Origin of the sequence: Cupriavidus sp. UGS-1 (assembly GCF_021213615.1) — a bacterium.
Taxonomy (GTDB): Bacteria; Pseudomonadota; Gammaproteobacteria; order Burkholderiales; family Burkholderiaceae; genus Cupriavidus.
Window position 1 is genome coordinate 101,690 of sequence record NZ_JAJQJF010000011.1, and the last position, 12,908, is coordinate 114,597.

12 protein-coding genes are annotated in these 12,908 nt (G+C 65.7%); 3 read left to right on the forward strand and 9 right to left on the reverse strand.

All coding sequences use genetic code 11. From position 1 onward, the window contains the following. Positions 1-187: 187 nt before the first annotated feature. A complete protein-coding gene (locus LRR16_RS15545; protein ID WP_232206441.1) occupies positions 188-2,368 on the forward strand; it encodes a DUF6351 family protein in 2,181 nt (726 codons plus the stop codon). Positions 2,369-2,467: 99 nt separating this feature from the next. Here the strand turns inward: LRR16_RS15545 and LRR16_RS15550 are convergent, their stop codons facing one another. Both LRR16_RS15550 and LRR16_RS15555 read right to left on the reverse strand, forming a co-directional pair. Beyond that, entirely contained in the window at positions 2,468-2,989 is a 522-nt protein-coding gene (locus LRR16_RS15550; protein WP_006576476.1) for a hypothetical protein, read from the reverse strand. 13 nt (positions 2,990-3,002) lie between these two features. Continuing rightward, positions 3,003-4,124: an XRE family transcriptional regulator gene (locus tag LRR16_RS15555; protein WP_052511357.1), complete on the reverse strand. Its 1,122-nt coding sequence runs from the start codon at positions 4,122-4,124 to the stop codon at positions 3,003-3,005. Between the two features lie 240 nt (positions 4,125-4,364). On the opposite strand from LRR16_RS15555, the gene LRR16_RS15560 reads away from it, so the two are divergent. Beyond that, on the forward strand, positions 4,365-5,285 hold the full coding sequence (locus LRR16_RS15560; RefSeq protein ID WP_156526513.1) for a tripartite tricarboxylate transporter substrate binding protein: 921 nt from the start codon (positions 4,365-4,367) through the stop codon (positions 5,283-5,285). 107 nt (positions 5,286-5,392) lie between these two features. On the opposite strand, the gene pcaD is transcribed toward LRR16_RS15560, so the two are convergent. From pcaD to LRR16_RS15595, 7 genes are all read right to left on the reverse strand, one after another. Then, the gene (gene pcaD / locus LRR16_RS15565) at positions 5,393-6,175 is read right to left on the reverse strand and encodes a 3-oxoadipate enol-lactonase (RefSeq protein ID WP_232206442.1); all 783 of its coding nucleotides are present in this window, start codon (positions 6,173-6,175) and stop codon (positions 5,393-5,395) included. Positions 6,176-6,314: 139 nt separating this feature from the next. Beyond that, a complete protein-coding gene (catC, locus tag LRR16_RS15570) occupies positions 6,315-6,599 on the reverse strand; it encodes a muconolactone Delta-isomerase (protein ID WP_006576472.1) in 285 nt (94 codons plus the stop codon). A gap of 45 nt (positions 6,600-6,644) precedes the next feature. Then, positions 6,645-7,700, reverse strand: a complete 1,056-nt coding sequence (locus LRR16_RS15575; protein ID WP_232206443.1) for a cyclase family protein — start codon at positions 7,698-7,700, stop codon at positions 6,645-6,647. A gap of 78 nt (positions 7,701-7,778) precedes the next feature. Then, a complete protein-coding gene (locus LRR16_RS15580) occupies positions 7,779-8,075 on the reverse strand; it encodes a YciI family protein (RefSeq protein ID WP_232206444.1) in 297 nt (98 codons plus the stop codon). A 55-nt stretch (positions 8,076-8,130) separates the two neighbouring features. Next, a complete protein-coding gene (locus tag LRR16_RS15585) occupies positions 8,131-9,474 on the reverse strand; it encodes a short-chain fatty acid transporter (protein WP_232206445.1) in 1,344 nt (447 codons plus the stop codon). 299 nt (positions 9,475-9,773) lie between these two features. Beyond that, the gene (locus LRR16_RS15590; protein WP_232206446.1) at positions 9,774-10,625 is read right to left on the reverse strand and encodes an IclR family transcriptional regulator; all 852 of its coding nucleotides are present in this window, start codon (positions 10,623-10,625) and stop codon (positions 9,774-9,776) included. Continuing rightward, positions 10,622-11,407, reverse strand: coding sequence for an IclR family transcriptional regulator (locus LRR16_RS15595; RefSeq protein WP_232206447.1), 786 nt, complete (start codon positions 11,405-11,407; stop codon positions 10,622-10,624). The genes LRR16_RS15590 and LRR16_RS15595 overlap by 4 nt, the downstream gene beginning before the upstream one ends. Before the next feature lie 332 nt (positions 11,408-11,739). Here LRR16_RS15595 and LRR16_RS15600 point away from each other — a divergent pair, with 332 nt between their 5' ends. After that, positions 11,740-12,894, forward strand: a complete 1,155-nt coding sequence (locus LRR16_RS15600) for an acyl-CoA dehydrogenase family protein (protein WP_232206448.1) — start codon at positions 11,740-11,742, stop codon at positions 12,892-12,894. Positions 12,895-12,908 lie beyond the last annotated feature (14 nt).

The window sequence follows — 12,908 nt, forward strand, 5'->3', positions numbered from 1 at the left end:
CCGATATCCGCTGTTGGTCAGCTTTCCTCGACATTGTATTTGGCAGGACCGGACACTAAGCTCGTCGTACGCATGCATGTCGGCGCAAGCCCCGAGCGGCTTGCAACCCCCCACGACTCACTACGAAAGAGGAGTCGACGACATGAACATCCTACGGCGATGGCCCAGGATGGCGCTCGCATGCGCCATGCTTGCGGCCCTGACGGCATGCGGCGGCGGCCACGACGATGACGACGGCCCCGAAGCGGCACCGACCATCCAGCTGCTTTCCTCCTCCCCCGACCACGTGACCGGCGGCAACGCGTTGATCGATATCACCGTGCCGCGCCAGATCAAGCTGGACCGCCGCCCGCTGCGGATCGAGCTCAACGGCAACGACATCACGCGGGAATTCCGTCCGCTGCTGGACGACCTTCGCCATCTGCAGGCCGTCGTGACGGGTCTGCGCGACGGCGAGAACACGCTGACGGCCAAGATCGGCCGCGAAACGGCCACGCTGCGGATGACCAACTATCCGATCACCGGCCCGGTGATTTCGGGGCCGTGGCAGACGCCGTTCATCTGCCAGACCGAGAGCTTCGTGCTGCCGGACGGCTCGCGCCTCGGTCCACCGCTCGACGCCAACTGCAGCGTCGCCACGCGCGTGCACTACCTCTATCAGAAGAACACCGGCGGCGCGCTGGTGCCGATGCCGAGCACGACCTCGCTGCCCGCCGACGTCGCCAACACGACCACGCTCGATGGCCACACCGTGCCGTTCGTGGTACGCGTGGAAACCGGCACGGTCAATCGCGGCATCTATCAGAACGCGGTGCTGCACGATCCGACCAGGGAGTCGGCCCCCACCCCGCTGAAGCCGCCGAAGGCATGGAACAAACGGCTGATCGCGGTCGAGGGCTTCGGCTGTACGGGCGGCTGGTACATCCAGGGAGCGGCGCAGGGCAATATCTCGGTCGCCGGCTTCGACTTCACGCTGCTCAATGTCAGGCGGCTCGGCGAGGGCTACGCCACGTTCGCCAATACGCTGCAGCACGCGTCGAACAACTGCAACGCGGTGCTGGCCAGCGAGGCGGCGATGATGTCGAAGGAGGCGGTGATCGAGACCTTCGGCGTGCCGGTCTTCACCGTCAGCGCGGGGTGCTCGGGCGGATCCTATGGCAGCTCGCAGCCGGCCGACCGCATTCCCGGCCTGTTCGACGGCGTGCTGATCGCCTGCACCTTCCCCGACCCGCTGTCGATCGCCCTGTCGGGTTCGGACGGGCACCTGATCACGCATTACCTGATGGGCAATCCGAACGCCCTGACCGACGCGCAGATCGCCGCGGTCACCGGCTACAAGAGCCGCAAGGCCTTCGAGGACGCGGCCAATCAGGCCGGGCGCATCGATCCGGTGCCGGCAAGGCAGGACTTCCCCGGCTACAACTCGGGCGTGTTCAATCCCGCCGTGCCGCAGGAGCTGCGCTATCACCCGGTCAATAACCCGACCGGTGCGCGGCCGACGTTGTACGACGCCGCCAGAAATATGTACGGCATCGACAAGGCCACCGGCTTCGCATTGCGTCCGTTCGACAATGTCGGCGTGCAATACGGGCTGGCGGCACTGAACGGCGGCGCGATCACGATCGACCAGTTCCTCGACCTGAACGAGAAGGTGGGCGGCTACGACCAGGATGCCAACTACGTCCCCGCCCGCTCCCTCGGCGACCTGGGCGCGATCCTGCGAGCGCAGCAGTCCGGCCTGCATCTGGGCGGCAACGGCGGGCTGGCTTCGATCCCCGTGTTCGACGTGACCGGCGTCTATAACGAGGACGCCGCCTATCACTACCAGTGGTTCCATTTCGCGCAGCGTGAACGGATGCTGAAGGCCAACGGCGATACCGCCAACCACGTGATGTGGCGCGGCAACCCGGTGCCGGCCGATACCGCGTGGGACACCTTCATCCGCTGGGTCGCGGCCTACAAGGATGACAAGTCGCCGGCCTCGCAGAAGCAACGGGTCGTCGCCCACAAGCCGCAGAACGCGGTCGACGGCTGCTGGCGGTCCCAGACGGATTTCGTGGCCGAGCCGCAGACCCTGAGCAGCACGCCGGACACGACCTGCAATTCGCTGTTCCCGTCGTGGACCGCACCGCGCATCGCCGCCGGCGGCCCGGTCTCGGCCGACGTGATGAAATGCACGTTGAAACCGGTCAATCCCGCCGACTACAGCGTGCCGTTCACCCCCGATCAGCTGAACCGTCTGCGCGCGATCTTTCCGAGCGGCGTGTGCGACTGGACCAAGCCCGGCGTCAACCAGACGGGCGTCGTGCCGAACGGATCGTTCGGCCCTTCGCCGGTGAATCTGGTGTTTGACATCACGAAGTCGTGAGGTTGGCGGCCGGTACGGGAGCGAGGCCACTCGGCCGCTCCCGTATCGAGCCGTATGCTGGTTTATTGCTGGCCGGCTGGCAGACCATGGGGAACACCGCTACGGAAGGATACCGAGGCGTATCTTCATCTTGATTTCCCCCAGCCAATCTTCCCTGTAATGCCGGGCGAGGTGGCCAGTCTGCGCCGGCGTGATGCCCGACGTTCTAGCGAGATGTTCGAGGGACGTTAGTGAATCGATCCACCCCAGACGTTCCGCTGCAACGATTGCCGCCTTGTCAGCGGTTGACAGCAGGATCAGCGCTTTCGGCACCAGCTTGTTTGCATGCAGCCAGGCGAGCAAATGCAGTTCTCCGTCGTCCAATGCCTGGCAGTGGGGATAGGCTAGTACCAGGTCAACCAGCTCCCGCTTTCCGACGACATGCCGTCCACTGAGCCCAGACACCAGCGCGTTGCGGTCCACCGGAATGCGGCGCGGTTGGGAAAGATCACCGGTAAGCGCCTCTTCCACGCACTTCTCTACCGTCTCAATTGCGTAACGCTCGCAGATGGGGGACCAGCACCCGGCCCGGAACGCTTCCAGGATGATGTTGGTGTCGACGAACACCCGGACCTTCGCCATGCGATGTTGGGCCTCATAGCTCGAACGGCGCCGGCAGTGAGTGCTCGGCGAACAGGTCGCTCAGCATCGGCAGGCTCATTCCCATCGCCTTTGCCGCCTTGCGGGCGGAAAGCTGCCCGCGGTCGATGGCCGTATGAAGCATGCTGACGAAGCTGTTCGAGAAACGCTTCGGTTTGCGACCCGCGCTGGATCGTTGCCGCACCTTGCGAAGCTGGTCTCGCGTAGCGGCGTCGATGCGCTTCATGTTGTACAAACGCCAGGCCAACGCAATGGGACAAACGCGCAATTGATCGGCAACATCCGCGAGATGGCGAATATCCGAGCCTCTCCGCGGGTCGATCAGTTGCTCGAGAGACGGCCTGGGCATCAACAATGCCGCGGCGAAATTGTCCGCAAGTTGTTCGACGCGCTTTGCCCTGCCGCGCGCTTCGAACGAGTTCGACTCTCGGTGGTCCGGCTTCATGGCGTCCCATGTCAACGCATGGAACAGTTCGTGGGCGAGATCGAAAAAGCGGCGAGCCTCGGATTCATTGCGATTGATCAGAATCACCCCGAGATCCTGCAGGTGACAGGTGGCGCCCGAGATGGTGTCGCCTCGAGCCGAGTCTACGGCCTCGACGAAAAGAACCGGGATGTCCAGTTCACGCTCGATACACTGTGCAAGCTGCTCCGCTGGAACCGTGCCCAATTCCAGCGCTGCAACCAACGCCTCGGCCCGCGCGGCGGCATCTTCGAACGATGCCTGCGCGTTCAGCCGCAGACTGTGCTTGAGCGGACTGGTACCACCGCCCTGCCCTTCGCGCAGCCAGCGCAATAGGCCGATCCATTTTCCCGCCCTCGATTCGAAGCTGTCGAGCTCCTGTTCCGGCACGCTCGACGCCGCCCGCCAGGAAAATTGGGCCTCGCCCGCGACCGCGAACGGGTCGAGAAAAAAATCGACGTCCCGGTCCAGCAACTCTGATAAAGCCAGCATCTCGTCCGACTTCAGGGCACGCTTGCCATTTTCGATGTCGGACACTGACTGCCGGTCGTTGAGGCCGAGCACCTGGGTCAGCTGATCCTGGGTCCAGCCCTTCGCCTCGCGGGCCGCCTTGACGCGGTAGCCGATCAACTTTTGCGAGATCCGTTCGACCATCGTCCTCTCCGTGTGGCATTCCATTCTATTCTTGCGAATGGCCGTTCGCAAGATTTCCCGGCGATCCTTTATTCGCAAGAGCGGCCGATGCAGCGGGCCACGGCCCGTTCCGGCGGCAACTTGGCCAAATCGGAGGGCAGGTGCTATCGTCGCCACTTGGCCTTTCAGGCCGTGCATAGAACCTGTTGGAAGGAGACAACCTTGAAGCCACGCATCACGTGCCTGGCGGCGATCGCCTTGATGGCGAGCGCCGCGGCACACGCCGCCTACCCTGAACGCCCGATCAAGCTGATCGTGCCCTTTCCGCCCGGTCAGGCGACCGACATCTTTGCGCGGGCGCTCGGCGAGCGGCTCGGCAAGCAGCTTGGGCAGTCGGTGGTGGTGGAGAACCGTGCCGGGGCCGGCAGCAATATCGGCATGGAACTGGCCGCTCGCGCCGCGCCCGATGGCTATACGCTGGTGATGGCCGGCAGTGCGATGGCGATCAACCAGACGCTCTATGCGTCGATCGGCTACGATCCGCGCCGCGATTTCCAGGCGATCTCGGGCGTGTTCTCGGTGCCGCTGGTGTTCCTGTCGACGCCGGCGTCGGGCATCACGTCGCTGCGCGATCTGGTCGGCAAGGCCAAGGCGGCGCCGGGCAAGCTCAGCTACGCGAGCGCCGGCATCGGCGGCACGCAGCATCTGTCGGCCGAGATGCTGAAGGCGCGCGCCGGCATCTTCATGGTCCATATCCCGTACAAGGGCAGCGGCCCGGCGCAGGCGGACTTCCTGGGCAACCAGATTCCGGTGATGGTCGACTCGATCACCGCCGCCCTGCCGCTGATCCAGTCGAAGAAGGCCGTGCCGCTGGCCGTGACCGCGGGCAAGCGCGTGCCGCAGCTGCCGAACGTGCCGACGGTGCAGGAGCAAGGCGTGCCCGACTTCGAGGCACTGGGTTGGGCGGTGCTGATGGCGCCGGCCGGCACGCCGCCGGCCATCGTGTCGCAGCTCAATGCGGAAACGGTGAAGGCGCTGCAATCGCCGGAGCTGCAGAAGTTCATCGTCGACCGCGGATCGGAGCCGATGCCGATGTCGCCGGAGCAGACCGCGCGGTTTGTCGACAGCGAGATCCGCAAATGGTCGACGGTGGTCAAGCGTTCGGGCGCGAAGGTCGACTGAGTCTGCCCGTCGCCACTACGAAGGCGGAGCCGGCGGCCGCTGAAGCCACCGAGTCCCCGCCTTCGCAGGGACGACGGTGAACCGTCGGCGCCGTACCCCCGTTACGCTCAGGCCGCGGTCAGAAAATCGACCACCGCCTGCGTGAAGCGCTCCACCTGCTGCAGATTCGACAGGTGGGCCGCCTCCAGTTCGACATAGGACGCGCCCGGAATCGTCTCGGCCATGTAGCGGCCATCGGCCGGCGGCGTCGGAATATCGCCCGAGCCGGCGATCACCAGCGTCGGCACCGCGATCCGATGGATCTCGGCGCGCAGGTCGTTGTCGCGGATCGCGCGGCAATTGGCGGCATAGCCCGCCGCGTCCGTCGCGCTCAGCATGGCGCGCAATTGCTGCACCAGTTCCGGATGCGCGGCGGCGAAGTCCGGGGTCAGCCACCGGTCGACGACCGCGGCCGCGATCGACCCCACGCCATCGCGCTCGACCGCCGCGGCGCGGTTGGTCCAGTTCTCCGGCGGGCCGATGTAGGCCGCTGTATTGCACAGCACCAGCTTGCCGAGCCGCTTGGTGTGGTTCAGGCCCAGCCACATGCCCGTGATGCCCCCCATCGACAGCCCACAGAAATGCGCGCGCTCGATGCGCAGCGCATCAAGCAGCGCGATCACGTCGCCACCGAGCTGGGCGACGGTATAGGGACCGGCCGGCACCGACGAGCCGCCGTGGCCGCGCGTGTCATATCGCAGCACGCGGAAATGCTGCGTGAAGGCCGCGATCTGCGGCTGCCACATATCGAAGTTGGTACCCAGCGAATTGGACAGCACGAGCACCGGCAGGCTCGGGTCGCCATCGAGCTGGTAGTGGAGGCGGACGTCGGAAAGGTCGGCGAAGGGCATGGCGGAAGCGGATCTCAGCGGTTGACGGCGGTACTCAGTGATCCTCATCGGTACCGGGCAGTACTCGGCAGTACTCGGGACGAGGATCGATCGATGCCCCGCGCGGCGCGGCATGCGCCCGCGCGGAGCGGCACAGGCATCAGTTCTGCGCGATCGCGGAACCGTGCTGCGCCAGCGGCGTGACCTTCATCTCCATGAACGGATACAGCGGCAGCGAGGTCAGCAGCGTGTGCAGCTCGTCGTTGTCCTTGACGTCGAAGATGCTGACGTTGGCGTACTGGCCCACCACGCGCCACAGGTGGCGCCACTTGCCTTCGCGCTGCAGCTGTTGGGACAGCGCCTTCTCGTCGGCCTTGAGCTTCTCGACGGCTTGCGGGTCGGCGGATTGGGGAATGCGGACGGTCATTTCAACCATGAACAGCATGGCGATCTCCTTGTTGTAGCAGTACGGTCAATGGGGTAAGCGAGGTCATACCGTGGCGATCGGCGTCACGGGAGAGCCCATCGCGCCGGGCAGGCGCAACGGCGGCGCGGTCAGAAAAAAGCGCGAGCGCCGCTCGGCGCGCAGGCAGGCGGCAAGCTCGCGCAGATACCACAGCTCGCCCAGCGGCAGGCCGAGCTTGAACAGGCAGTGATGATGCAGCGGCAGCATCGGCACCGCCCGCTGCCCCGGCTCCGGGGGCCGTGCCGGGAAGCGTTCGACCGCGTAGTTGTCGGCGGCCAGCGCGGCGATGCCCGCCTCCGCGATCCATTGCAGCAGCCGCTCGTCGCGGCCGTCGAGCGCGCAGCAGCTGTGATGCAGCGCATGCGCATCGGGCCTGCCGCCCATCTCCAGCACCATCTCGGCGAAGCCGGTGCGCAGCACCAGGATATCGCCGGTCTCGACGGCGACCCGATCGGCGTCCATCACGCGCATCAGGTCGTCGTAGCCGACGGTGCGGAACTCGCGGCCGAAGTGCTCGGCCAGATCGACCAGCACGCCGCGGCCCTGCACACCGTGTACGGCCAGTGTCTCGATGCCGAGCGCGTCGGCGTGGCTGTGGTCATGTCCGCACGGATGCGCGGCGAAATCGTCGGCCTCGGCATAGTCCACCGGTCCGACGATCTCGGCGTTGGGCCGGAAGCCGTTGTAGTAGACGCGTTCGGCCACACCGTCGCCGTCGGCATCGAACAGCGCACCGACATGGGCCAGCGAATCCCATTGCGTCGAATACTGCAGGGACAGCAGCACCTGGTCGTCGCTGAGCACGTCGAGCGCATTGGCGTCGACCTTGGCCAGCGGGAAATTGACGTAGGGAATGTCGTCGCGATAGGTGGGCCGAAGCACCGGCGGATGCCGGCGCACGTTCAGCGCATTGCCGCCCGGCAGATCGAGTGGCAGCGACAGGCAGAACGTGCGGCCGCTGCGAATCTCCTGCGCGGCGGCGCGTACCTTGTCCGTGGTGATCAGATTCAGACGGCCGAGCTGGTCGTCCGGGCCGAAATCGCCCCAGTTGGAGCCTTCCGGTCGTTGTTTCCATCGCATCGGGGATAACCTCCGGCACGGACGCGCCGCGGTGCCAGCGTGAATGCACCGGCCCGCGCGGTCCGATCGATCGGGATGTCAGAGACAGCAGACGCCGTCGAGATAGGCCTTGCGCCAGCGCGTGATCCGCACTTCGGCGAACAGGCCCGCCTTGTGGAACGGATCGGCCTCGATCAGCGCCTGCGCGGCCTCGCGGCTATCGACATCGACGATATAGACACCGCCGCCGGCATCGCTGCCATCGTCGTTCAGCTTGGCGCCGCAGGCGAGCAGCAGCGACTTGTTGGCTTCGAGGAAGTCCAGATGCGCCGGCCGCTCGGCCTTGCGCACGTGCTGGTGGTCGGGCTTGTCGAACGTCTCGATGATGTACGGCATGGTGTCTCCTGTGTTGTTGTCGGGAAAGCGTTTATCGATGATCAACCGGGGATCGTCAGATCTGCGCGCCCCACGCCAGCATGGCGACGATGTAGATCAGGCCGACCCAGAACATCATGATCACGGTGTAGCCCATCACGTCCTTCAGCTTCAGCTTCGACAGCGCCAGCGCCGGCAGAATCCAGAACGGCTGCACCAGGTCGTTCCAGGCGTTGCCCAGCATCACCGACATCGACGTCTGCGCCACCGAACTACCGATGGCCTTGGCCGCATCGATCATGAACGGACCCTGAATCACCCAGTGCCCGCCGCCCGACGGCGCGAAGAAGTTGATGAAGAACGAGCTGACCAGGCCCCAGAACGGCAGCGTCTGCGGCGTCGCGATATCGACGAACACGCGCGAGATCGTGTCGACCAGGCCCGATCCGGCCATCACCGCCATGATGCCGGCATAGAACGGATACTGCAGGATGATGCCCGAAATCGTCTTGATGCCCTCGTTCAGCCTGGCCACGTAGTTGGCCGGCGTGCCGAGCAGCAGCACGCCGATGAACAGGATCAGGAAGTTGATCAGATTCAGGTCCAGCGTGCCGCCCTGCGTGAAATAGAGCCCCGCATAGACCAGACCGCAGACACCGATCACCAGGCTCAGCAGCCGGCTGTTGTTCATCCGCGTGGCCAGCGTGTTCTCCAGCCCCATGCTGTGGCCGCCGGCAGCGCCGCCCCGCTCTCCGCGCGTTTCGGCTTCGACGTTGATTTCGGTGATGTCCTTGGGGTCGCGCGGGTGCAGCATCGCGTTGAGCAGCGGCAGCGTGATGATGACCGCCAGGCTGGTCAGCAGCATCGGCGTCGAGAAGATCGTGTCCTTCAGCGCGATCACGCCCATCAGCTTTTCCATCGGATGGCCCGGCGTGGAGATCAGTACCGGGATGCTGGCCGACAGGCCGAGGCCGTACAGCGTGAAGCCGCTATACGCCGCCGCGATGATCAGCGGATAGTGGACGCCCTTGACCTTTAACGCGAGCTTGCGCGCGACGATGCCGCCGATCACCAGCCCGAAGCCCCAGTTCAGGTAGCTGCCGATGCCGCCGACCAGCGTGGCGACGATCACCGCGCCGCGCGGCGTGGCCACGCGCTCGACGATGCGATCGAGGAAGCGGTCGATCAGCGGCGCGGTAGCCAGCACGTACCCCATCGCCAGGATCACAGCCATCTGCGTGGTGAACGCCAGCAGGTTCCAGAAGCCCTTGCCCCATTCGAGAATCACGGCCGGCGCGGCCTGTCCTTGCACCAGCATGGCCATCGCCATGCTCAGCAGCGTCAGTCCGATGGCGAAAACGAAAGGGTCCGGCAAATACCGGCGCATCAGTTCGGTAAAGAACCCGGCGACCTTGCTCAAGATCTGTCTCCCAAAAACATGCCGAATGGCATCTTGAATTGCCGCACTTCGAACTATCGTTCTACATACGAACACGTTGGCTATAGGGAGGCGATCGTAGAGGCGTGTTTGCGCAAGGTCAAGTCAATGAATGGGCTTATTGAATCGGATTCCGCAATGACCGCGCCCACGCAGAATCCGCCGCGCCATTGCTGCGATGCAGAATAAAAACGCGGTGACCGGGGCCCCGGCCATGCCAGTTTGAAAGCGGACGCTTGCCGCGCTGCAGCAGGCCGGACTACGAAACGGTTCGTTCCGGTCTATCGCAACCCCAGCATGCGTTCGATATCGAGCATCAGCGCCCGCAACTGCGGCCCGGCCTGTTTCTCGATCGCTCCGAAGCTGCCCTGCCCGACCGGCACGCCGCAGTTCAGCACGAACAGCTGCGAGCCGACCGGCTGGCACATCGGTACCGCGAAGCCGTAGACCTCGGGCCGCCATTCGGCGCGGTTCGAACAGTACCCTTGCCGCTCCAGATCGCGGCGAGCGTCCGCCAGCCGCGGTTGGGCGTAGGCGAAGGCTTTCGGATCCTGCAGCCGCAGCTGGTTGAGCACCGCATCGCGTTCGTTCGCCGGCGCGCGGCACAGCCAGGCGCGGCCGATGGCGGTGGTCAGCATCGGCAGCGCGGCGCCGATCTCCGGCGTCACGATCAGGCTGTCTGTCGAGCGCGCGGTCTCGACATAGATCATCTGCGTGCGGTCGCGGATGCCCAGCGACACGGCGCCGCACAGCCGGTCGGCCAGCGCCTTCATCATTGGCCGCGCCAGCTGGCGCAGATGCATGCTGGCCAGCAGCGGATAACCCATCGACAGCACCGCCGCACCGAGCCGGTATTTGCGCAGCACGGTGTCGTGGCGCAGATAGCCCAGCGCCGTCAGCGTATGCGTCAGCCGGGCCACGGTCGTCTTGGACAGCCCGGTACGCTCGGCGAAATCGCGATTGCCGAGCATCGCGTCGCCGCTGTCGAAGGCCAGCAGGATGTCGATGCCGTTGGCCAGCGTGGCCGCGTACTGGCGGTCCTTGTCGGCCGGCTCCTTCGTGCGCGAAAGAGATTGCGGCACGGATTGCGCCGCGCTGGTACGCGAACCGAGGCGCGAACCGGGGCCGTTCATCGGCTCTTCCTCAGCGCGGCCTCGATCCTGGCGACCATTCGCAGAAGGCGCGGCCCCATCTGCCGCTCGAGCTTGCGCGGCGTCATCCGCGCGCCCAGCACGCCGCAGTTGAACACCATGACCTCGCCATCGATACGCGTCGGCAGCGGCGCCGCCACGGCATGGATGTCGCTCTGCCATTCGCCGCGAGACGTGCAGAAGCCGAACTCGGCCATCTCTTGCCGTGCGTGTTCGAACGCAGGCGCATGTCGACGGAATTCCGCCGGATCGGTCTTGCGCAGCGCCGCCAGCACCGGCCCGCTTTCCTGCTGCGACGCATGGCACAGCCAGGCCCGGCCAATCGCGGTGGGCAGCATCGGCAGCGTCGCACCGATATCCGGCCGGAACGCCATCGCATCGTGGCCGCGGCTCGTCTCGACATAGACCATCTGCGTGCGGTCGCGCAGGCCCAGCGACACGGAGCCATCGATCTCGTCGGCCAGCTGCTTCATCAGCGGCCGCGCCAACTGACGGATGCGTAGCGTGGCCAGCAGCGGGTAGCCCAGTGCCAGCGTGGTTGATCCGAGCCGGTAGCGGCGCAGTTGCGCGTCATAGCGCAGCAGGCCGCGTGCGGCCAGCGTGTACGTCAGCCGGCTGACCGTCGCCGGCGACAGGCCGGTGCGCTCGGCCAGTTCCTTGTTGCTGAGCACGCTGTCACCAATGCCGAAGCACTGCAGCAGCGACAGCCCGTGCGCGAGCGTAGTGGCGAAGGCCGGATCGGGATGATGAGAGCGTGGAGCCATCGGGGGCGGCGTTCGGGGATGAATCGAAATGTTGGGTTTCAGCAGGGCATCGACATCGCTGTCGCCCCCGCGAAGGCGGGGGCCCAGTGTCTTTTCTCACTCGCGGCCAAACAAGTCGCTGGGTTCCCGCTTTCGCGGGAACGACAGGATGTACGGCATCTGGTCGGCGTCGATCATAACGCGCCGGGCCCGTGGGCAAACACCATGTCGTTCAAGATAGCGAAACAACGATCCACTATTTCGCCCCTTATTGCTACGCTGCCTCTCCATCCGATGCCGGTCCGCGGGCATGGCCCGCGATCCGCCGCCAACCGCAACAGGAAGCCGTAGCGATGATCCGAGACCCCGACACCTATCCCGCATTTCTGGCGCAACTACGCCGCTTCGTGCAGCAGCGACTGGTGCCGCGCGAGGCCGAGGTCGCATCGCGCGACGAGGTGCCGGCCGACCTGGTCAAGGAGATGGCCGACATCGGGCTGTTCGGCTTTTCGATCCCCGAGTCCTATGGCGGCGCCGGGATGACGACCGAAGAGCTGGTGCTGGCCGCGATCGAACTGTCGCAGTGCTCGGTGGCCTTCCGCGCACGGGTCGGGACCAATACCGGCATCGGCTCGGAAGCGCTCGTCGCCGACGGCACGCCCGAGCAGAAGCAGCGCTATCTGCCCCGCCTGGCCAGCGGCGAGATCACCGGCTCGTTCGCGCTGACCGAGCCGGAGGCCGGATCGGATGCGACGGCACTGACCACGTCGGCGCGCCGCGACGGCGACCACTATCTGATCAACGGCACCAAGTGCTTCATCACCAATGCGCCTATCGCCGGGCTCTTCACAGTGATGGCCCGCACCGATCCCGATACCACCGGCGCATCCGGCATCTCGGCCTTCCTCGTCGAGCGCGACACGCCGGGCCTGCGCACCGGGCCGGCCTACCGCAAGATGGGCCAGGAAGGCTCGCCGGTGTCCGAGGTGCATTTCGACGATTGCCGCGTGCCGGCCGCCAACCTGATCGGCGGGGTCGAAGGCCAGGGCTTCCGTACGGCGATGAAGGTGCTGAACAAGCAGCGCATCCATCTGTCGGCGCTGTGCATCGGCCCGGCCATCCGCATGCTGGACGATGCGATCCGCTTCGTCAGCACGCGCAACCAGTTCGGCGAACCGCTGTCGAGCTTCCAGCTGGTGCAGGCGATGATCGCCGACTGCCAGACCGAGATCCATGCGGCCCGCGCGCTGGTGCTGGAGACAGCGCGCCAGCGCGACCGCGGCGAGGACGTGACGATGCAGGCTTCGATCTGCAAGTACTTCGCCTCGGAGATGTGCGGACGCGTCGCCGACCGCTGCGTGCAGATGTTCGGCGGCTACGGCTATATCGCCGACTACGGCATCGAGCGTTTCTATCGCGACGTGCGGCTGTTCCGCCTGTACGAGGGCACCAGCCAGATCCACCAGCTCAATATCGCCAAGCGCACGCTGGCGCAGGCCGGCGCCTGACCTTTGCGCCGCAG